Origin of the sequence: Natrarchaeobaculum aegyptiacum (assembly GCF_002156705.1) — an archaeon.
GTDB lineage: Archaea > Halobacteriota > Halobacteria > Halobacteriales > Natrialbaceae > Natrarchaeobaculum > Natrarchaeobaculum aegyptiacum.
In genome coordinates this window covers 2,628,267-2,650,260 of the sequence record NZ_CP019893.1, presented here as the reverse complement: position 1 = coordinate 2,650,260, position 21,994 = coordinate 2,628,267, and the positions used below count along the sequence as shown (strand labels likewise).

Below are 21,994 nucleotides of genomic sequence, written 5' to 3'. Positions count from 1 at the left end.
ATGAAAGACTACGAACTCACCCTGCAGGTGCTGCTCGAGCGGGCGACCGACCTGTTCGGTCACAAGGAGATCGTCTCGGAACTGCCGGACGGGACGACCCACCGCTACACGTACGACGACGCCTACGACCGCATCAGCCAGCTCGCCAACGCGCTGGACGACCTCGGCGTCGGTGCCGGCTCGCGCGTGTCGGTGATGGCGATCAACCACTACCGCCACTACGAGCTGTACTTCGGTCCCGCCTGCAGCGGCCGGAGTATCCACATGACCAACCACATGCTCCCCGAGGAGCATCTGGTCGAGATCGTCAACGAGGCCGAAGACGAGGTCGTCTTCGTCGATCCCCAGTTCGTCGACGTCGTCGAGGCCGTCGCCGACGACTTCGAGACCGTCGAACAGTACGTCGTGCTGGACGACGAGGTGCCCGAGACCGACCTCGAACCCGTCGTCGCCTACGAGGACCTGCTAGCTGCACAGGACACCGACTACGACTGGCCCACGCTCGACGAGGACGACGAGGCAGGGATCTGTTACACCTCCGGGACGACGGGACTGCCGAAAGGAGCCGCCTACTCCCACCGGGACCTCTACCTCCACGCGGTTACCCACGGCCACGTCGACGTCTTCGAGATCAGCGAGAACGACGCCGTGATGCCCGTGGTCCCGATGTACCACGTCAACGGCTGGGGACTCCCCTACTCGTCGACGCTGTCCGGCGCGAAGCTGGTCCTGCCGGGCCCGAAGACCGACGCCGAGGCGATCGCCGAACTGATCGACCGCGAGGACGTGACCGTCACCGCCGCGGTGACGACGGTCTGGCTCCAGATGGCGGAGTTCTACGACGAGCGCGACGACGTCGAACTCGAGAGTCTCAATCGCGTTCTCATCGGCGGTACGTCGCCACCAGAGTGGCTCATGGAGAAGTTCGACAAGGAGATCGACGCACCGATCCACCAGGGCTACGGCATGACCGAGGCGGCACCCCACCTCGTCAACACCATGACGACCACCGAGGTGGCCGACCTGCCCGAAAGCGAACGCTACCAGCAACAGATGAAACCGGGACTCCCGGCACCGGGCGTCCAGATCCGGCTCCGGACCGTCAACGGCGAGCCGGTGCCCCACGATGGCGAGACGAGCGGTGAGATTCAGGCCCGGGCACCGTGGCTCATCGACGAGTACTACGCCCGCCCCGAAGAGACCGAGTCGTCGTTCACCGACGACGGCTGGTTCAAGACCGGCGACGTCGGCGTCATCGACGAGTACGGCTATCTCGAAATCGTCGACCGACTCGACGACGTGATCAAAAGCGGCGGCGAGTGGATCTCCTCGATCGACCTCGAGAACGAGTTGATGGCTCACGACGCCGTCGAGGAGGCGACCGTCATCAGCGTCGACCACCCGAAGTGGGAAGAACGCCCCGTCGCCTACGTCGTCACGGGAGACGACGTCAACGAAGACGAACTCGAGGAACACCTGCTCGAGCGGTTCCCGAAGTGGTGGCTCCCGGACGTGATCGAGTTCTGTGAGTCGATCCCGAAGACCACCACCGGCAAGTTCGACAAGAAGTCGCTCCGTGACTCCTTCGACGAGGAGTACGGAAGTCTGCCGGTCGACGACCAGTAGACCGGCGTCCGACCAGTTTTTGCAGTGTTCATTTACAGCCAGTTCTGATCGACGACGTCGCGTTCACGCTCGAGTTCCAGACCCGAACAGCGCTGGTCGGGTCGATCCGGACGATCTGACCCATCAGCGGTATAGTAACAACCGAAACGGTTGCCACACCGATCGCAAGCTGTCGTGCGATCGGGTGTGCACCGACGTTCAGTGGCTACTATAGCTCCGAGTTCTGGATACGGCTGGTGTTCGTCAGGATCGTCTCCGGGACCCAGTCCACCGGTGTCACAGCCGGGGTGAACGCACCTGTTGGCAGCGATTCCGACGATGAACCCGTGAACTCGAGTCGATGGCACCGTCGCTCCCACGACTGGATTGGCGAGAAATCAGAACCGGTGGGATCGGCCGGATTCAGGCCGGCAGTTCGCGACCGTAGAGGCCGGTCGGCTTGAATAGCAGGACGAGCACGATCAACAGGAGTGCCGTCATGCCGCTGAGTCGTGGCGAGACTGCAGAGACGGTAAACACCTCGAGGAAGCCGACGACGTAGGCGGCGATGACGCTGCCCTGGATCGAGCCGATGCCGCCGAGGATGACGATGGCGAACGCGAGGATGAGCGGCGTCTCGCCCATGCTGTAGGTCGCACTTCGCGAGGTGGCGTAGAGGACGCCAGCACAGCCGGCGAGGAGCCCGGCGAGTACCCAGGTGAACAGTGTGATTCGGTCGGTCTTGACGCCGACGAGCGCGGCCCCTTTCTCGTTCATGCTGGTGGCGATGATCGCCTGGCCCGTCTTCGTCCGGTTGATGAACAGGAAGAGGGCGACGATGAACACCCACGAGAGCACGACGATCAGCAGGTTGTTGTAGAGGATCGAGAAGCCGGCAATCTCTGGGGTGTAGCCGGCGAACAGGGACGGAACGCTCCGAGGTTCTGTCCCCACGGCTGCCCGGAAGCCGTACTCCACGACGAACCACGCGAGCAACGTCAGAATGAGGACGTTGATCGGGTCGTCGATGTGCCTGATGAACACCTGGTAGAGCACGAGGTGGAACAGCGCACCCGTGACCAGTGCCGCCGCCAGGCCGACCCAGACGCCCAGGCCGAGCGAGGCGACGAACCATGCGGTAAACGCGCCGATAGTAATCGTCGCACCGTGAGCGAGGTTCGCCTGCCCGGCGACACCGAAGATCAGCGTAAAGCCGATCGCGATCAGCGCGTAGAGCGATCCCAGTATCAACGTGTTTGACGCAATTCCAACGAAATCGACCATTGTTGTCTAGTACCAGTCTGGTTCTTGGTAGTCCGCCGTCGCGTGGTGGTCCGGGTGGACGACGTTCTGGATGCCCTCGCCGTCGTCTTCTTGCCACTGGAAGTTGATGCGCTCGAGGTAACCCTCACCGAAGCGAGCGTCGTGTGGGAACTCGTCGTTCTCACCTTGGAACTCGACGACGCCGCGGGTTCCCTCGTAGGAGGCATCGAGCAGACCCTCGATGACGTCCTCGGTATCGGCCGTACCCAGTTCCTCGACGACTTCCGCCCACATCTTGATGCCGTCGTAGGTCGCGTACGCGAAGTCGTCGTTTGGGTAGATGCCGAACTCGTCGTAGTATCGTTCGGCGAAGGGGATCGTCTCGTCGGTGAGTTCGGCCGTGTGGACTGCCGGCGCGTTACTCATGGCGAACTCGATGGTGCCGTCGAAGTCACCGTAGGCCGCCGGGTTAACGATCTGGGCGATCTGGCCACCGATGACGAACTCTCGTTCCTGTTCTTGCCACTGGAGCAGTGCCGGGCCTGCCGTGTGGGCCATCCCCATCAGCGTCGCGTCGGCATCTTCTGCCTCGATCGAGTCGAACAGCGGCGAGAAGTCCTCCGTGTCAGCCGGGTATCGGTCGTTGAACACGACCTCGAGACCGAGGTCCTCGAGTTCGTCCGGCAGGTCGTCGGTGAACGTCTGGGTCCACTCGAATTCCTCGTTCAGCAGGGCGATTCGCTCCCAGCCCTCCTGGTCTTGCATGTACCCACACATGTCGGCGATCGAGTGCATCCAGTGGACCGCGTTCCCGTACGGCCGGAACTGGTAGCGGTAGTCGTCGTAGTTGTCGGCCACCATCTCCGAGATGACCGGAGAGGTGTGTCCACCGCTCATGTGGATCGTCTGGTGGCTGGCGATTTCGGACATGAGGTCGACCATGACCTCCGTCTGGAAGACGCCGGCGGTGATGTCGACGTCGTCCTCGACGACGAACTCGAGGTAGCGATCGCTCGCCGTCGACGCCGAACCCTGATAGTTCGCGACGTCGAGCTGGACGTCCTCGCCGAGGACGCCGCCCTCGTCGTTGAGTTCCTGCACGGCGAGTTCGGCTGCGTTCTCCTGGGCGGTACCCATCGGCGCGGCACCTGGTTCGTACGCGAGGAGGCCAATACTGAGGCCGTCGTCACCGGGGCCGTCACCGTTCGAACCGCCGGCACAGCCCGCAAGCGACGCGGTAATTCCCGCACCAGCCATCCCAACGAAGGTTCGACGTCCTATTCTTTGCGTTGCATTCCCACGCATAGAATAACAGAGATTGTCCATACCACATAAATGTACTGGTACTGGTCCCCCGGTACGACGGAACATTACGTACCTCGCCGGTGGTATCGTACCCCGGATAGAAAGATATAATGAGGATGCTTTTCCTGTATCGTGTACGGGTAAGTGATGCCATGACACGTTTAGACCTCGAACCCCGGTATATCGCCGGGCTCGTCGGTTTGGTTGGACTGGGGGTAGCTCCCTTCGTCCTCGATGTTCTCACCCTCAGACAACTCACCGCCGCGATGTTCCTGGGGATGTTCGCGATGAGCTGGGACTACGTCTCCGGCTACACCGGCCAGCTCAGTTTCGGCCACAGTATGTTCTTCGGGATCGGCGGCTACACCGCCGCCGTCCTCAACCTTCAGCTGGACGTCAGTCCAGTTATCGCCATCCTCGTTGGGACGATCTTCGCCGGCGTCGTGGGCTTCGCTCTCGGGTTCCCCGCGCTCAGACTGCGGGGCCCGTACCTGGCGTTGATCACGCTGATCGCGCCACTCGTGTTGATGCAGATCGTCAACATCTTCCCGGGCGTCCTCGGTGGTGACGCCGGTCTGCCGAGCCCCGACGACGTGCTCTCGGACGGCATCGTCGAAACCATCGGCACCACACTCGCGCCACTTGGCTTCGAGTCGCCGTTCGAACAGGAGGTACTCGTCTACTACTACCTCACCCTCCTGCTGTTTCTGGGCATCTACGCCCTCTTTTTCGTCTTCACGCGCTCGTACGTCGGGACGATCTTCACCGCCATCCACGAGGACGAAGACGCCGTCCTCTCGGCGGGGATCAACGCCGCGAAGTTCAAGATCTTCGCGTTCACCATGAGCGGAGCCGTCGGTGGCTTCGCCGGTGCCGCGTTCGTCCACGTGCCCGTCGGTGACCCGCTGCCCAGCGAAATCCTCGCGCTCACGCTGAGCATCGAGGTCGTCATCATCAGTATCGTCGGCGGGATGGGCACCATCACCGGCCCCGCCATCGCCGGCATCGGCTACTACTTCGTCCGCGACGCCCTCCAGACCAGCGACGTCGGCATCCCCATCCTCGGGACGACAGTCGGCCACGTCTCGATGGTCCTGTTCTTCCTGCTCGCACTCCTCGTGCTCTTCTTCCTCCCCAAGGGCGTCGTCCCCTGGGCCACCGAGTGGAGCCGAGACGTTCTGGAGAGCCGAGAGAGCCCAACACCGAGCTAATCATCAAAGACAATGACACCCCAAACTACCAAAACGGCAACCACACCGGACGAGAGTACCGACGTCCTCCGCCTGGAGAACGTCACGAAACGCTTCGGGAACGTCACCGCCGTCGACGACCTCTCCTTTGCGGTCCACGAACAGGAGATTCTCGGCTTCATCGGCCCGAACGGTGCCGGCAAGTCGACCACGTTCAACTGCGTCTCCGGGTCGTTCCCACCGACGGAGGGAACCATCTACTACCGCGACGAAGACGTCACCGGCATGCCCCAGTACGAACTCGTCAAGAAGGGCATCTCCCGTACCTACCAGACGTTCCGCCCGCTCAACGACCGCACCGTCCTCGAGAACATCGAACTCTCGCAGGTGCCGGACAAACTCTTCTCGGTCTCGGACCTCCGGGCGGACACCACCGAACGCGCCTGGGAACTCTGTGAGCGCGTCGGCCTCGAAGAGTACGCCCACCTCACGCCCGAGGAGGTCCCCCACGCCGGGATGCTCCGCCTCGAGATCGGCCGGGCGCTGGGCACGGACCCCGACCTGTTGCTGGTCGACGAGCCGTTCGCCGGCCTCACCAGCGAGGAGATCGAGGAATCGGCCTCCCTGTTCCGGTCCCTCCGTGAAGAGGGCACCACGCTGGTCGTCATCGACCACAACATGCACGGCCTGCTCGACCTCGTCGACCGCGTCGTCGTGATCTCCTTCGGCGAGAAGATCGCCGAAGGCGCTCCACAGGAGATCAGGGACGATCCGGTCGTCCAGAAGGCCTACCTCGGAGGTGACGTCGAATGAGCGATACGCCAGTGCTGGCCGTCGAGGACCTCGGCGTCACGTACGGCAAGGTGACCGCCCTCCACGACGTCGACGTCGAGGTCGACGCGGGCGAGACCGTCGGCGTCATCGGTCCCAACGGCGCAGGCAAGTCGACCTTCGTCGACACGGTCAGCGGCTTCCTCGAGTACGAGGGGTCGATCAGGGTAAACGGCGTCGAAGTCGCAGAAACCTCGACCCAGGACCTGATCCGGGACGGTCTCTTCTACTGCACCGAGCGCCGGGACCTGTTCGACTACATGTCCGTCGAACAGAACCTGCGGCTGGGCTCGTACCTCAACGAAGACGGCGAGGACGAACGGCTCCGCGAGGTGTTCGACCTCTTCCCACGTCTCGAAGAACGACGCGACCAGGAGGCCGGGACGCTCAGCGGCGGTGAGGCGCAGATGCTCTCGCTCGGTCGCGGCCTGATGAGCGATCCCGAGTTCCTCATCCTCGACGAGCCGTCGATCGGTCTGGCGCCCGTCATCTTAGAGGACATCAGCGAGGCACTCCACCAGATCACCGAACTCGACGTCACCGTGATGATCTGCGAACAGAACATCACCTTCGCCCTCGAGCACGCTGACCGACTCTACCTGCTCGAAAACGGTACGGTCCGACAGACCGGGACGCCCGAAGGCCTCCAGTCCACCGAGTTCGTCGAATCGTTCATGGGCGGATAACCGTAAATTACGGCACGCGCATCGCTCACCAACGATCACGTCGTTTTCCAGCTGTCACGTTCGGCCAGAAGCCGCGGTGGACGACCGTCTGGCAGTCCTGCCAAACGAGCCGACCCGCCCGAGTCGAGGCCACGGTGACCACGAGTGTCGAATCCTCGTCGACGCCGGATTCTCGACTCACCCCACGTGGGCCGTGTACGGTAACCATCCCGTTCAATCAGCATAGACGGTCACGCGTTCGCCTGCTCGAGCGTCTCGTGCCAGAAATCGTCGCTCCTCGGGCACCTGACGACCCGTCAGAATCATCCGGTTTACCGGATCGACCGCGTCCAAACATCGTGGACAAATAACTACCAGCGACGGAGGAATTCGACGGTGGGGCGAAACCAGCCTCGTCGACTGTATCTTACACCGGTACCGCTGTAATAGAACGCAGAGGTCGACGACGATAGGCCGAGAACACCCCCTTCGATTGAACGATGACGCACACCCAACGCCGGTGTGCTTCTCGGTCAAAAGAGATGACTGTTCAAAACCACGACAAACGATCGTGAGAAACGACGGCGAGTTAGTAGCTATATTCCAGGTATTCGGACGGAAGCGAGATCTATCCTGGGAATATGCCGTTCAGAAAACATGTGCTTCGAGATGTATCTCCCACGCGGTGGCGTCTGCTGGAGGAGTGGCAGTCGCTCGAGAGAGCCGTCTAATATGATCGAACGATTTATACCGAACGCACCCGAACACAGGGTATGAGCGAAAATACGTCGGCGATGACGTCGGTTCTCCGGGCATTCGAGGTGATCGACGTACTCTGGGAAACCGGCGGCGCCGGGCCGTCGGAGATCGCTCGACGGATGGACATTCCGAAAAGTACGGCCCACATCTACCTCCAGACCCTCTCGAAGACCGGTTACGTCGTGAACGACGAAGGAACCTATTCGTTGAGCTATCAGTTTCTTGGTACTGGATCGAGACTCAAGCACCGAAACCGTCTCTATCAGGCAGCCGAATCGCTTCTGGACGAACTTGCCGAATCGACCGGCGAGCTGATCACACTCGTAATCGAAGAAGACGGCAAATCCGTCGTCCTCCACCTCGTCCGGGGCAATAATTCATTAGATCTTGGTATGTACCCCGGAATGATAACGCCACTTCACTCGAACGCGACGGGTAAGGTGCTGTTAGCGTTCTTACCGCCGGATCGGACCGAATCTATCGTCGAAACGGACGGGTTGACGCAAGTGACGGAACGGACGATTACCGACGAGGCGACGCTGTACGACGAACTCGAAACGATCCGCGAAGCGGGCTACGCCGTCGACTGGGACCAGCAAGTGACGGGAATGGGGATCGTCGGCGCACCGATCATCGTCGACGACGAACTCGAGGGCGCAGTCGGCGTTGCCTGTCCGACCGGACGGCTGCAGGACGAATCGTACCAGCAGACGCTCCTCCAGAAACTCCGTGAAACGATCGATTCGATCACGATCAAGTACCGGTACGGAACGTAACGGACGCGTCCGCAGACACGGCGTCCCCTGTCGGTTCCGGCTGTAATCGCCTCTTTCCCTCCAAAGGTTTATCACCTGGCTGGCTAATACTCGTACACGATGGCTACGCAGCAACCGATCGCCCAGCAGGCACGATTGCACGCCCGCAACGTCGGGGGTATCGACGAAACGACCGTCGGCCTCGAGTCGGGCGTCACCGTGCTGGCGGGGCGAAACGCGACCAATCGGACGTCACTGTTGCAGGCGTTCATGGCGGCTCTCGGCGGCGAATCTGCCTCCCTGAAAGCCGATGCCGAAGAGGGAACCGCCGAACTCGAGATTGGCGATCAGACGTACAGACGAACGCTCGAACGGCGGGGCGATACCGTCGTCATGGGCGGGGAACCGTTCCTCGACGAGCCGGAACTGGCCGAACTCTTCGCGTTCTTGCTCGAATCGAACCCGGCCCGCCGGGCGGTCACCACCGAGGACGACCTCCGGGAGATCATCCTCCGGCCGGTCGACACCGACGAGATCGAGGCCAACATCCGGCGGCTCCAGTCCGAAAAAGACCAACTGACGGACGAACTCGACCGCCTCGAGTCGCTCAAGGGACGACTTCCGAAACTCGAACAGGAGCGCACCGACCTCGAGGGCAAGATCGAGGACAAACGCGCCGAACTCGCAGAGATCACCGACGCGATCGAGGCCGCCGAGTCCGCCGACGACACGACCGACGACGACGATGGCGAACTCGAAGAGAAGCTCACGACCCTCCGGGAGCGGCGGGCGGCGTTCGACGACGTCCGGTTCGACCGCGAGACCGAACGCGAGAGTCTCGCTGCCCTTCGGTCCGAACGCGAGGAACTCGAGGAGGAGCTCGAAGAGCTTCCCGATCCGGGCTCGCTCAACCGCGCCGAGGTCGACGACGAGATCGACCGCCTCCAGCGCCGGTCCCAGTCGATCGACAGCGTCGTCAGCCAGCTCCAGAGCATCGTCCAGTTCAACGAGGAGATGCTCGAGGGGGCCCATCCCGAAATACGGGAACTGCTCGCCGACAGCGACGGCGACGACAGCGACGTCACCGATCAACTGCTGGCGGACGAAGAAACGGTCCAGTGCTGGACCTGTGGCAGCGCCGTCGAGCGCGGCGAAATCGAAGACACGATCGACCGGCTGCGCTCGCTCCAGGAGTCGAAACTCGCAGAACGCGACGACCTCGAGAGCCAGATCAAATCGCTGCGATCTGAACGCCGCGAGATCGACCAGACGCGCTCCCAGCGTGAGCGAATCGAGAGCCGTCTCGAGGACGTCGACGCCGAGATCGACCGCCGCGAAGAACGCCTCGAAGACCTCGAGGAGCGCCGTGACGAACTCGAGGCCGAAATCGAGGAGCTCGAGGCCGAGGCCGAAGCACTCGAGGCCGCACAGGACGCCGACGAGAGCGAAGACGACGAGGAGGAGAGCCTGCTCGAACTCAACCGCCAGGCGAACGAACTCGAGTTCTCGCTAGGTCGCTTAGAGCGCGACCTCGAGACGACGACCGACGAGATCGACGAGATCGAGTCCGCACTCGACGAAGAGGACGACCTCGAGGCCCGACTCGAGGAGGTTCGAGACGAACTCGAAGAGCTTCGGACCCGGATCGACCGGATCGAACGCGAGGCCGTCGAGGCGTTCAACGAGCACATGGACGCCGTCCTCGAGGTGCTCGAGTACGAGAACATCGAGCGGATCTGGATCGAACGCGTCGCCCGGACCGTTCGCGAGGGACGACGTACCGTCGAACGCACCGCCTTCGACCTCCACATCGTGCGCTCGACCGAGGGCGGCCGCACCTTCGAGGACACGATCGACCACCTCTCGGAGAGCGAACGCGAAGTGACGGGCCTGATCTTCGCGCTCGCTGGCTACCTCGTCCACGAGGTCTACGAGGTCGTTCCGTTCATGCTGCTCGACTCACTCGAGGCACTCGACTCCAGTCGCATCGCCAAACTCGTCGACTACTTCGAGGAGTACACCGACTACCTCGTCGTCGCGTTGCTCCCCGAGGACGCCGCCGCGATCGGCGACGAACACGACCGGATCACCGAGATCTAACCGGTTCGGACCACCGACTTCTCTTCGTGACAGCGGGGTGAGGTACACGGTGGCCCCATACCATAACAGCAGTACCACTGTTATACGTTAGTCGAACCAGCTCTCGAGTCAGCCGAGAGCTACGAGACGGCCTACGCCTGAAAACAGTCACACGCGCCCGTCTCGAGCAGGCGCGTCACCTCGTATTGCTTCCCACAGCGTTCACAGAGGACCTGTACGTCGACGAGCACGCGGTGGGTCCCGACGTCCAGTTCGTCCGTCTCTCGAAGTCGCTCGAGTTTATCCGTCGTGACGGTCGTGGTCCGCTGTCTGAGCCGTTCGATCGTGTCCGCGGCATCCTCACGATCGGGACCGGGTGAGGCCGTCGGCGGCGTGACGTTCCTGTGACCGACAAGATACGAGCGAATCGCGCCGTAGGAGACGAACGCGTCGGTCAAGGTCGCCACGTCGACGCCCCCGCGCTCGAGTCGGCGCTCGAGTTGTGTTCGTTCGCCCCGACTCCCCGTTTCGCCAGCGAGGACCGCGTAGAGGCGTGAGACGTCCTCCGAGAGGGTGTCGACCCCGGCCTCCGACAGCGCGGTCCGGAGGAGCCGTTCGTTGAACCAGTCGGCGAGGCTTCGGAGGCTCTCGTCCGCACCGGGATCGGTCCACTTCGCCTCGAGTTCGTCGCCGACGCCCTCGAGTCCGTACTGGTCGATGAGCCGGGCGACTTTCGGACGGGGGCCCGGGCTGGCGCGTTCCTCTGCCATCGGTTACAGTTACGGCGTGCGGTCGAAAACCGTTTCGGTCGGTCGGCCCCGTTACGAGCGCTCGAGTCGTCCTGTACTAATCGGTGGAAACGAGCAGCAAGTTCACGAGGTGAAACCGCCGGACGAGCGACGGGACGAAAGGAGGGGGACGAACTGCTCCACCAGACCCAATTTCACATAGCGGAACGCGAGGGGCCGAGTCAGTTCGTCAGCCGTAGGCGAGCGTCACCCGAATCTCACCGGCTTTCTCCTGTAAGAGCGTCGTGAGTTCGTCGTGGAGGTACTCTCCTTTGAGCCGGCTGGTCGGCCCGAAGACCCCGAGCGCCCCGAGAAGGTCGTCTCCGGGCGTGTACACGGGGACGGCGACGCCGCGAAGTCCATCCATGTGTTCCTGATCGTTGACCGCGTACCCCCGCTCGCGAACGCACTCGAGTTCCTCGAACAGGTCGTCGGGGTCCGTGATCGTATTGCGGGTAACGGGTTCGAGGTCCGACTCCTCGAGGAACGTCCGGACGTCGTCGTCGTCCCACTCGGCGAGGATGACCTTCCCGGAGGCCATGGTGTGAAGTGGCCGGCGCGCACCGATCATCGTGTCCGCCAGGCTTCCGTACCGGTGGACGTAGACGGCGTCGTACTCCTCTTCGACGATGAAGACGGCACGTTCCTCGGTCTCGCGGCCGAGTTCGAACACCTTACGCTTGGCGGCAGTGTAGCCGACGCGCCGGGTCCGGGCCGTCTCGCTGATCTGGAGAAAACGCAGTCCCACGTAGTAACCGCTGTCGCGTTCGACGAGGTAGCCGAGGTCCTCGAGCGTCTTGACGTGCCGGAAGACGGTACTCTTGGGCAGTCCAGTCCGACGGGTCAACTCCGTGATCGAGAGCCCCTCCTCGTCCCGGATGGTCTCGAGGATCTCGAAGGTCTTTCGGGTCGTCGAGACCCCATCGGCGTCCCCCTGACCGTCCTTGCTGGCCATACGTGACACTCGGTCGGCGGCCAGTTCAATGTTCCGAATAGTGGAACGACTTCGTCAGTCGGGACGAGGCGGGGTCGACCGGGCCGCCGGTGACGGCCTGTTCCACATAATGGAATTCGGGAGTGTGCCAGTTACTCGTACGCGGGGATGCCAGTCAGGTCCTGGCCGAGGACGAGCGTGTGGATATCGTGGGTGCCCTCGTAGGTGTAGACGGTCTCGAGGTTCGCCATGTGACGCATCGGCGAGTAATCGGTCGTGATCCCGTTGCCCCCGAGCATCTCACGGGCGATTCGGGCCTGGTTGCGCGCCATGCGCACGTTGTTTCGCTTGGCCAGCGAGATGTGTGCCGGCTCGAGGTCGCCGCGTTCTTTGATCTCGGCGACGCGGTAGACGAGCAGCTGACCCAGGGTAATCTGGGTGGCCATCTCGGCGAGTTTCTGCTGCTGGAGCTGGAAGCGCCCGATCGGGCCACCGAACTGCTCGCGGTCGAGTGCGTACTGGCGGGCCTCCTCGAAGCAGTCCCGTGCGGCGCCGACGGCTCCCCACGCGATGCCGTAGCGGGCCTGCGTGAGACACGAGAGTGGACCTTTCATCCCGGAGACGCCCGGCAGGACGTTCTCCTCGGGCACGTAAACGTCGTTGAGGCCGATCTCGCCGGTGATGGAAGCGCGCAGCGAGAGCTTCTCCGTGATCTTGTTCGTGCTGACGCCGTCGCGGTCGGTCTCGACGAGGAATCCGCGAACGGGATTCTCGTCGGCCGAGCGGTCGCGCGCCCAGACGACGGCGACGTCGGCGATCGGCGAGTTCGTGATCCAGGTTTTCGAGCCGTTCAGGACGTAGCCATCACCGTCCCGTTCGGCGTAGGTCTCCATCGCCGACGGGTTCGAGCCGTGTTCGGGTTCGGTGAGGCCGAAACAGCCGACGGCCTCGCCTTTACCGAGTTCGGGGAGCCACTCCTCTTTCTGCTCCTCGCTCCCGTAGGCGTGGATGGGGTACATCACGAGCGCACCCTGCACCGAGGCCATCGAACGCAGCCCCGAATCGCCCGCCTCGAGTTCCTGCATCAGCAGGCCGTAGGCAGTCTCGGAGACGTTCGGGGAGCCATAGCCCTCGAGGTTGGGCGCGTAGAAGCCAAGTTCACCCATCTCGGAGATGAGTTCGGTCGGGAACGTGCCGTTTTCGAAGTGCTCGCCGATATCTGGCTTGATGTGTTCTTCGACGAAGTCTCGAGCCGTGTCCCGGATCAGTCTCTCTTCCTGGTCGAGGTCCTCCTCGAGCTGAACGTAGTCGAGCATACTGGTACCTCTACCGGCTGTGCATTAGCTATTGTGGAATCCATCGCTTCGGACGGCGATACACGCGTATAAGAAACTCGAGTGACAGGCGACCGGCAAGTTAGCCCTCAGCGGCGTCATCACGGACTGTGCGCCGAGGTAATAATCGCCATAAGGGACCGCGTCTGACGCGATCGTGAAAGCGGGCATCGACATCTTTAACCACCTCGATTAATTCGATTCCATTGTGATGGCCAGAGATAGGTACGTGAGCCGACGAAAGGTTCTAGCGAGCGCAGCAGCAGGGACGACGCTCTCGGTCGCAGGATGCCTCGGTGGAAGCGATACCGAGGGGACAGATGAACAGACGATCCGGATGCAAACGGCAACGGAGGGAACAACCGCGTACGCGGCAAACGGGGGACTCGCCGCGGTCGTCAACGAGCACACCGACGACCTTTTTGTCGAAGCTCGGCCCAGTGCGGGCTCTGAAGCAAACATCGGTGCACTCATGCGCGAGGACGTAGAGATGGTCTACGTCCAGAACTGGACGATGAACCAGATCCTCGAGGGAGTCGAACCGTTCCACGAGGTCAATTTCGAGCCTGCACAGATTCTCCACTTTTACTCACTGCCGTGGTTCTTCCTGACCGCCGACGACGAACTCGAGACACTCTCGGATATCGGTCCAGAGACCCAGGTCAACCCCACACCAGAAGGGTCGGGTACCGCTCCCGCACTGGAACACGCTCTATCGTTCGCTGCCGACGACTACGAACGCGTCAGCTACGGATACAGCGAGCAGGGACCAGCGATGGAAGAGGGCCGACTCGACGTCGGCTCCGGTACGTATCTGAATTTCTCGATCGAACCCGGCTGGCTTCAGGAGATCGGCGGCACGGTCGACACCAAGATCCTCTCGGTACCGGACGACGTCAGAGAGGAATGGGAGGCCGATCCCGGGATGGCCGTTGAATCGTTCCCCACCGACGAACTCGAAAGTATCGCGGACGGTCCGGACGAAATCGCGACACCGGTGATGGAGTACAACTTCATCAGTCGCACCGACCTCGATTACGATACCGTCTACGGCTTCCTCGACGTGCTCTACGAGAACCGCGAAGAGCTCGGGAACTATCATGCCGTCCTCGAGTTGCTCGAAGCCGAAGAGAACATGACCGAGCTGCTGTTCGACGACGTGCCGATGCACGCGGCAGCGTACGACTTCTGGGACGAGCACGGGCTCGCTGACGGGTTCGAACGCGCCGACGAGCCATAGACAGGCACTGACAATGAACGTTCTTTCACGGGTGAAATCACAACCGCGGTCCTACGTCGCATTGAACGGAGTGACGTCTGTTCTCGCGGTGCTGTTCACGGCGTATACGCTTCACTACGCGATCACGCTGTGGACGATCAGACTCGAGTACTCGGTGATCTTTCTCGGACTCGGGCTCGCGACGTTTTTCTTCGACGAGGCGCGAAAACACTTCAGGCCGTCGTCAGACGACACGCCAACCGAGGACGTCGAGGCGATGGGGGACGGTGGAAAGAGCGGGCTCGTCGACGAGGTTCAACAGCTGTGGGCGCGAGTAGATCCATACGTGGCGATGGTCCTCGGAGCCCTCTCGCTGGCGGCCAGCGCCTACGTCTGGATAAACTTCCAGCGCCTCCACGAAGAGGTCCACCTTCTCGGGTTCGAACTCGCAGACTTCGCCGTCGGACTCATCCTGATTGGGCTGGCACTCGAGGCGACGCGGCGAGCGTTCGGCTGGGTAATTGCGATGGTCACGGTAGCATCGATTGGGTATGCTCACGCCCTGATTGGCCCGAATCTACCAGGGCTGCTCCGTCACACTGGCCTCGACTGGACCGACGTCGCAACCGAGGGTGCCGTCGGACTTACCGGAGTGTACCACGACACGCTGATGGGGATCGGTTCGACCTGGGTGGCGATCTTCATCATGTTCGCCGGGATCGCCAAAGCCTACGGGTTGATGGATTTCGTCCTCGAAGTCGGTCGTGAGCTTGGGAAAAGTCTTCGGACAGGTGTCGTCCAGATCGCCGTCATCGCGAGTATGATCATGGGGTCGATCACCGGGAGCGCGGCCGCAAACACGGCGACGACGGGAAGCTTCACGATCCCGATGATGAAAGATCAGGGCATCCGGTCTGAGTATGCAGCCTCGATCGAAGCCGTCGCGTCTGCAGGCGGCCAGATGCTCCCGCCGGTAATGGGCGTCGCTGCGTTCCTGATGGCTGACTTCGTCGACGTTCCGTACGTCACCATCATTCAGGCAGGGATCATCCCGGCCGCGCTGTTCTACCTGAGCGTCGGCATCGCGGTCCACTTCCTGGTACTCAAGTTCGGCTGGACGACGCCGAATACAGGGTCGTTCGACTATCGAGTCCTCACCAAGGGTATCCACTTTGCCGTTCCACTAGCCGTCTTGCTGTATTTCCTCATCTGGCGGCAGTTTACACCGTTGACAGCTGGTCTCTACACGATCGCGGTGATGTTCGCCATCGGAATCGTGGTATCTCTCGCGAGAAAGGCCTATCAGAGCGAGCTTTCCCCTCGCGCACCGCTCGAAGAACTCGAGACCGTCGTTCTCGGGTTGCGCCGTGGCGGCCTCGAGATGGCTCCCCTGGTTGGCGTGCTGGCAGCGATGGGGATCATCATCCAGATGTTGACACAGACTGGGCTCGCCCAGCGGACGAGCACGATGATCGTCGGGCTCGGCGGAGGGCTGCTGGTCGTCGTCTTGCTTCTGGCGATGGTCGCGAGTATCCTGTTCGGGCTCGGGATGCCGACGCCAGCAGCGTACGTTCTCGTCGTCGTGCTGGTTGCTCCGGGAGTCATGGAGATGGGCGTTCCGGAGATCACGACACACATGTTCGTCTTCTACTTCGCCATGCTCTCGGCGATCACGCCTCCAGTGGCAATCTCGGTCGCCGTGGGGTCGCGGATTGCGAACACCGACTTCATGACGGCGTGTGTCAATGCGTTGCGAATCGGTGCGCCGGGCTTCCTGATCCCCTTTGCCCTGATCACGAACGAGAGTCTGATCTACTGGTCGATGGAGACGCTCGTCGCGTTCCCGGTCGTCTTCGCAGGAACCGTCGCGATCATCGTCGCAACGGTCCGGTTCGACGGTGCGCGAACCCTCTCACTGCCATGGGTCGGTGCATACGTCGTCCTGTCGTTTGCAGCGATGTACGGGTCGATCCTTCACGTCGGCGTCCAGCTCGTCGCCGCAACGGTCATCGTCGCCACGCTGGCACACGCGAAGTTCGTCGTTGGCTACGACTCGAACAGGGTGGCATCACCCTCGTCGACGCCCGAGTGAGCCGGGACGACGTCGATTCCCTCGCGCGCTTTTCTTGCAGGACCAGTTACCGGAGTGTATACGAGGAACTGCTACCCGAAGCGTAACCGACATCGTTAAATCCGGTCAATTAATAAGAGGTTCGTATGGAAGATCGGAGACTCAACAGCGTACCTCGTACATCACGACGAACGTTCCTCGCCGCTGCAGGAGCCGGTTCGACACTCGCACTCGCAGGCTGTCTCGATGGCGGACTCGGAGACGATAATGGTGATACTGGTGGCAGCGGCGACGATTCGGATCTCGTGATCGTCACCTCGGAGTCGGAAACTGGGACCTATGCCGCCAGCCAGGGGATTGCGTCGACCGTCGACACCAACAGTGACATGATCAGCGTCGACGCCCAGCCGAGTCAGGGAACCTCCGACAACATCGGTCGTCTCGGACGCGGCGAGGCAGACATCGGAATGATTCAACACCGCGCGGCGCTCGACATTCTCGAGGGCGAAGCGCCATACGACGACCTTGGCTACGAACCACAGCAAATCCTCAACTACAACGACCTCCCGTGGCTGCTCGTGAACAACCACGGCTGGACATCGATCGACGAGATCGAAGACGGAGCTACCATCTCTCCTACGCCCGGGTCCTCGGGGACGAGAGATACGCTGACGGACGCACTCGATTACGCCCTCGACGATTACGAAACCATCAGCGTCTCCTACGGCGAACAGGCGGGTGCAATGCAAGAGGGGCAACTGGACGTCGGCGTCGTGACGATCTCGAACTTCGACTTCGAGGCAGCATGGATTCAGGAGATGAAACAGACGGTCGACACGTACGTTCTGGAGTGGCCCGAGGAGGTCGTCGAGGACCTCGAGAACGACCCCGGAGTTCCAGTCGAAACGGTCGACATGACCAGAGACCACCTCGACGGCTACGCCCACGTACCCGACGAGGCAGTCGCGATCAATATTCCGTATAACTTCGTCGTTCGCGACGACCTCGAGTACGACGTCGTCTACGAGTTCCTCGAGACGCTGTACGAACACCGCGAAGAGATGGAAGACGACCACGCCTACCTGGGATACTTCATGGACGACGAGTGGTTCACGTCGCGTATGTACGATGACTTCCCCTTCCACCCCGCGGCAGCCGACTTCTACCAAGAGATCGGCGTCTGGGACGACGACTTCGTCGTCGGGGAGTAATCAGCTACCATGAGTGACGACGTATCCGTTCGAGATGGAGGCGACAGGCCCGGGCTACACGAGCTGACCCGAGAGGACCTGCCATCGCCGGGGGACGTGACCCTCGCGGGAATCCTGACGGTACTCGTATACCTATTTGGGGTCGGACTGACCAGTCTGACGGTCTATTACGCCTACGCGTTGCCGTTCTCCGATCCTACCCAGTACGCCAACGTATTTCTCGGGATGGGGCTCGCGCTGTTCTACATCTTGCAGGCCCGTGAGGGACTCACCGGAAACCCGTTCGCGGGCGGCCGCCTCGAGCGCGTCAGCCCCCTCCTCCGCCGAATTGCAGCGCTCGCCGTCCCGACAGTCGCGGTCGTGTCGGCTGCGCTGTCGCTCGCCGCCGCCGGATACGTCCACGTCCACTTCGGGCGACTCGAGGAAGCGTACCTCGTCGGCTATACGACGATGGACATTCTCGTGGGGCTTTTGATCGTCTTCCTGGTGACCGACGCGACGCGACGAGCGTTCGGGAACCTGCTCACGTCGGTCGTCGTCTTCGCGATCGTCTATGCATACGTCGGGCCGCTGTTACCCGGCATCCTGAACCACAGCGGAATGAGCCCGAGTCGGATCGCCCGCGAAGGCGCGATCTCCCTGCAGGGAACCTACGGCTTTATTCTCGAGATTGGATCGACGTGGGTAGCGATCTTCATCATGTTCGCCGGGATTGCCAAAGCGTTCGGCGCGCTCGACTACGTCCTCGAGGTGGGCCGAGAGGTCGGCAAGAGCCTCCGAACTGGCGTCGTCCAGATGGCTGTCGTCTCGAGTATGATCATGGGGTCGATCACCGGGAGCGCGGCCGCAAACACGGCGACGACGGGAAGCTTTACGATCCCGATGATCAAAGAACAGGGCGTCCGCGACGACTTCGCCGCCTCGATCGAGGCGGTAGCTTCCTCCGGTGGACAGATGCTTCCCCCCGTGATGGGTGTCGCTGCCTTTCTGATGGCCGATCTACTAGGTGTGCCGTACCTGTCGATCGTCCAGGCAGGCATCGTTCCAGCCGCGCTGTTCTACCTGAGCGTCGGTTTCGCGGTGTATCTCATCGTCTTGAAGTTCGGGTGGACCACCGACGAGATCGAGCGATTTGATTTCACCTCGTTGCTCGGCGGACTTCACTTCGCGATTCCGCTCGCCGTGTTGCTCTACACGCTCGTTTACCTCCGATACACGCCGCTTGCAGCGGGGCTCTACACGACGATCACGATCGTAGTCGTCATGTTCCTTCGAAATCCACTGGTCGAAGTCTTCGGTGTCGGCGAGACAGCCAGAGAGGACCTGAGCGACGCCGGTTCGAAATCCGCCGTCGCCGTCACACTGCTCGCGACAGTCCCAAAGGCACTCGCCGCGGTCGCACGCGGACTGACGGAGTTTCCGGTTCGACGACTCGGCTCGAGTCTGTTCCGGACGGTCTTACAGACGATCGAGGGGTTCAAGCAGGGTGCCGTCGAGATGGCTCCGCTCGTCGGGATCCTCGCTTCGCTCGGGGTCGTCCTCCAGTTGATCGAGGGGACCGGCCTTGCCGGCGCAATCAGTCAACAGATGGTCTCGCTCGCCGGTGGTGTACTGATCTTCCTGTTGATCATGGCGATGCTCGCGAGCATCCTCTTTGGACTCGGGATGCCCACCCCTGCGGCGTACGTCCTCGTCGCGATGTTGATCGTGCCGAGCGTGACGGCGATGGGAGTCGCCGACATCACGGCCCACATGTTCGTCTTCTACTTCGCCATGCTGTCGGCGATTACACCACCGGTCGCCGTCTCCGTCGCGATCGGCTCGAGTATTGCCGGTGCGAGTTTCACCAGGTCCTGTGTCCAGGCGATGCGTATTGGCGCCCCGGGGTTCGTCATCCCGTTCGCGTTCGTCACGAATAACAGCCTCATCTACTGGTCGTTCCCCGAAACACTAATAGCGTTCCCGGTGGTACTTGCAGGAACAGCAGGCCTCGTCGTCGCAACCGTGGGATTCGACGGTGCAAGAACCCTCTCGGTGCCGTGGCGAGCGGCCTACGGTACACTCGCGTTCGTCGCTATGTTCGGCTCGATCGTCCATGTCGGCGTTCAGGTCGTCGGTGCTGCCATCATCGTCGCGGGCCTCGTCTACGCCACCATGGTGGTTGGGTACGAGTTCGATCGCGACTCGACACCCGTCGAGCAGACATCAGCCGAGTGACCAGAAACGCGTGCACGCCGCCGGGAAGACAACGTTTTTGTGACGTTAACACGACGCACAGAACGAATGACTAATCTCGTGACGAACGTAGCTGATTCGGTCGAATCGACACCCGACGCACCGGCGATCGTCTTCGACGGCGAGACGACGACCTACGAACGATTCTGGGAGCGTGCCGGTCGATTCGCCCAGGCACTCACAGACTGCGGTATCGGCGCAGACGACCGGGTCGGGATATACCTGCCGAACCTCCCACAGTTCGTGACCGCGTTCCACGGGACGTTGCGTGCTGGCGGTATCGTCGTCCCGATGAATCCCCAGTACAAGGCACGCGAGATCGGACACCTCCTTGGCGACAGCGGTGCAAAGGCGGTCGTCTCACTCGCCGACAACGTCCCTGAAGTGCGCGAGGTTCTCGAGGAGACGGACGTCGAACAGATCGTTTCCGTCGGTGGCGACGCTGACGGGGCCACCGCGTTCGAAGACTTCCTGGCCGACGAATCCCTCGACGTCGTCGACCGGGAGGACGACGATATCGCCGTCCAGCCCTACACGAGCGGGACGACTGGAACGCCGAAGGGCGTCTTGCTCTCCCACGACAACCTCGCGTGGACGGCCAAGGCGAACGCAGACCTCATTGGTGGCATCGAGCCCGAGGACAAAATGATCGGGACCCTGCCGCTGTTCCACATCTACGGAATGTCCGTCGTGATGAACGGCGGACTATTCAACGGCGCGAGCTACTACCCCGTCCCGGAGTGGGACGCCGAGAACGTCATGAACCTGATCGAAGACGAGCGCATCACCATCATGTTCGGCGTCCCGGCGATGTTCAACGACATGATCAACCAGCCCGATGCCGGAGAGTACGACCTCTCCTCGCTCCGTTTTGTCAACTCCGGCGGCTCGAGCCTCCCGCTCGAGGTTCTCGCACAGTTCGAGGAGCGGTTCGGTGTCACCCTCTACGAGGGGTACGGGCTCACCGAGACCAGCCCGACGACTCACGCGAACGCACCGGACGCTCGCCGAAAGGGGAGTATCGGTCAGCCATTCGACGGCATGGACGCGAAGGTCGTCGACGAGGACTTCGAGGAGGTCCCACGCGTCGAGGAAGGGCCAGTCGACGAAGGAGAGGTCGATCTGAACGAAATCACCGGCGAGATCGTCATTTCCGGACCAAACGTCATGCAGGGCTACTACGGCCTTCCGGAGGCCAACGAGGAAGTATTCACCGAGGCCGACGGCAAAACGTGGTTCCACACCGGCGACGTCGGGTACTGGGACGAAGACGACTTCTTCTACGTCGTCGACCGGGAGAAACACATGATCGTTACCGGCGGCTACAACGTCTACCCGCGCGAAATCGAAGAATTGTTGTTCGAACACGAGGACGTTGCTGACACAGCAGTAGTGGGGGTTCCAGACGACCGACGGGGCGAGACCGTCAAGGCCCTGATCGTTCCAACTCCAGACGCCGAGGCGACACCAGAAGATATCAAAGAGTACTGCCTCGAGCATCTCGCGGCGTACAAGCACCCACGCGAGGTCGAATTCGTCGACGAACTCCCGCGAACCACGACGGGCAAGGTTCAGAAGTTCAAGATCAGCGACGAGGAGTAGCTGCTGAAGTACCGTCTCGGCGATCCGAGGCCGTCGTTCATCCCCGAGGAGACTGGACAGTGTATCTTAACAACGTTTACTGACAGGCGATTTTAGTTTGCATCGTTCGATTACATCCGAAGCTGTTTTGTATTTCGCACACAATCGT

At 61.8% G+C, this 21,994-nt stretch carries 16 protein-coding genes; 11 read left to right on the top strand and 5 right to left on the bottom strand.

What is annotated here, in order from left to right:
• The gene (locus B1756_RS12870; RefSeq protein WP_086888904.1) at window positions 1-1,626 is read left to right on the top strand and encodes a long-chain-fatty-acid--CoA ligase; all 1,626 of its coding nucleotides are present in this window, start codon (window positions 1-3) and stop codon (window positions 1,624-1,626) included.
• Between the two features lie 402 nt (window positions 1,627-2,028).
• Here B1756_RS12870 and B1756_RS12865 read toward each other — a convergent pair whose 3' ends face one another.
• Window positions 2,029-2,889: a branched-chain amino acid ABC transporter permease gene (locus tag B1756_RS12865; protein WP_086888903.1), complete on the bottom strand. Its 861-nt coding sequence runs from the start codon at window positions 2,887-2,889 to the stop codon at window positions 2,029-2,031.
• Window positions 2,890-2,895: 6 nt separating this feature from the next.
• Window positions 2,896-4,173 carry an ABC transporter substrate-binding protein gene (locus B1756_RS12860; protein WP_161493182.1) on the bottom strand — a complete coding sequence of 426 codons (1,278 nt, stop codon included), beginning with the start codon at window positions 4,171-4,173 and terminating at the stop codon, window positions 2,896-2,898.
• A 152-nt stretch (window positions 4,174-4,325) separates the two neighbouring features.
• Here B1756_RS12860 and B1756_RS12855 point away from each other — a divergent pair, with 152 nt between their 5' ends.
• From B1756_RS12855 to B1756_RS12835, 5 genes are all read left to right on the top strand, one after another.
• The gene (locus B1756_RS12855; RefSeq protein ID WP_161493181.1) at window positions 4,326-5,384 is read left to right on the top strand and encodes a branched-chain amino acid ABC transporter permease; all 1,059 of its coding nucleotides are present in this window, start codon (window positions 4,326-4,328) and stop codon (window positions 5,382-5,384) included.
• 12 nt (window positions 5,385-5,396) lie between these two features.
• Window positions 5,397-6,176 (top strand): ABC transporter ATP-binding protein, encoded by a 780-nt coding sequence (locus tag B1756_RS12850; protein ID WP_086888900.1) that lies wholly within the window; start codon window positions 5,397-5,399, stop codon window positions 6,174-6,176.
• The gene (locus B1756_RS12845; protein WP_086888899.1) at window positions 6,173-6,880 is read left to right on the top strand and encodes an ABC transporter ATP-binding protein; all 708 of its coding nucleotides are present in this window, start codon (window positions 6,173-6,175) and stop codon (window positions 6,878-6,880) included. Before B1756_RS12850 ends, B1756_RS12845 begins: the two co-directional genes overlap by 4 nt.
• A 752-nt stretch (window positions 6,881-7,632) precedes the next feature.
• Window positions 7,633-8,394 (top strand): IclR family transcriptional regulator, encoded by a 762-nt coding sequence (locus B1756_RS12840; RefSeq protein WP_086888898.1) that lies wholly within the window; start codon window positions 7,633-7,635, stop codon window positions 8,392-8,394.
• A 99-nt stretch (window positions 8,395-8,493) separates the two neighbouring features.
• Window positions 8,494-10,473, top strand: a complete 1,980-nt coding sequence (locus B1756_RS12835) for an archaea-specific SMC-related protein (RefSeq protein ID WP_086888897.1) — start codon at window positions 8,494-8,496, stop codon at window positions 10,471-10,473.
• Window positions 10,474-10,604: 131 nt separating this feature from the next.
• Here B1756_RS12835 and rdfA read toward each other — a convergent pair whose 3' ends face one another.
• The 3 genes from rdfA to B1756_RS12820 form a co-directional block, all read right to left on the bottom strand.
• Window positions 10,605-11,222, bottom strand: coding sequence for a rod-determining factor RdfA (rdfA, locus tag B1756_RS12830; protein ID WP_086888896.1), 618 nt, complete (start codon window positions 11,220-11,222; stop codon window positions 10,605-10,607).
• Between the two features lie 208 nt (window positions 11,223-11,430).
• Window positions 11,431-12,195 (bottom strand): IclR family transcriptional regulator, encoded by a 765-nt coding sequence (locus B1756_RS12825; protein WP_086888895.1) that lies wholly within the window; start codon window positions 12,193-12,195, stop codon window positions 11,431-11,433.
• Window positions 12,196-12,326: 131 nt separating this feature from the next.
• Window positions 12,327-13,490, bottom strand: a complete 1,164-nt coding sequence (locus tag B1756_RS12820) for an acyl-CoA dehydrogenase family protein (RefSeq protein ID WP_086888894.1) — start codon at window positions 13,488-13,490, stop codon at window positions 12,327-12,329.
• 229 nt (window positions 13,491-13,719) lie between these two features.
• Between B1756_RS12820 and B1756_RS12815 the strand changes: the two genes are divergently transcribed.
• From B1756_RS12815 to B1756_RS12795, 5 genes are all read left to right on the top strand, one after another.
• Window positions 13,720-14,748: a TAXI family TRAP transporter solute-binding subunit gene (locus tag B1756_RS12815; protein WP_086888893.1), complete on the top strand. Its 1,029-nt coding sequence runs from the start codon at window positions 13,720-13,722 to the stop codon at window positions 14,746-14,748.
• Between the two features lie 13 nt (window positions 14,749-14,761).
• Window positions 14,762-16,819 (top strand): TRAP transporter permease, encoded by a 2,058-nt coding sequence (locus B1756_RS12810; protein ID WP_086888892.1) that lies wholly within the window; start codon window positions 14,762-14,764, stop codon window positions 16,817-16,819.
• 125 nt (window positions 16,820-16,944) lie between these two features.
• Window positions 16,945-18,009, top strand: coding sequence for a TAXI family TRAP transporter solute-binding subunit (locus B1756_RS12805; RefSeq protein ID WP_086888891.1), 1,065 nt, complete (start codon window positions 16,945-16,947; stop codon window positions 18,007-18,009).
• Between the two features lie 9 nt (window positions 18,010-18,018).
• A complete protein-coding gene (locus B1756_RS12800) occupies window positions 18,019-20,226 on the top strand; it encodes a TRAP transporter permease (protein WP_086888890.1) in 2,208 nt (735 codons plus the stop codon).
• A gap of 66 nt (window positions 20,227-20,292) precedes the next feature.
• Window positions 20,293-21,846, top strand: coding sequence for a long-chain-fatty-acid--CoA ligase (locus B1756_RS12795; RefSeq protein ID WP_086888889.1), 1,554 nt, complete (start codon window positions 20,293-20,295; stop codon window positions 21,844-21,846).
• The last annotated feature ends 148 nt before the right edge of the window (window positions 21,847-21,994 follow it).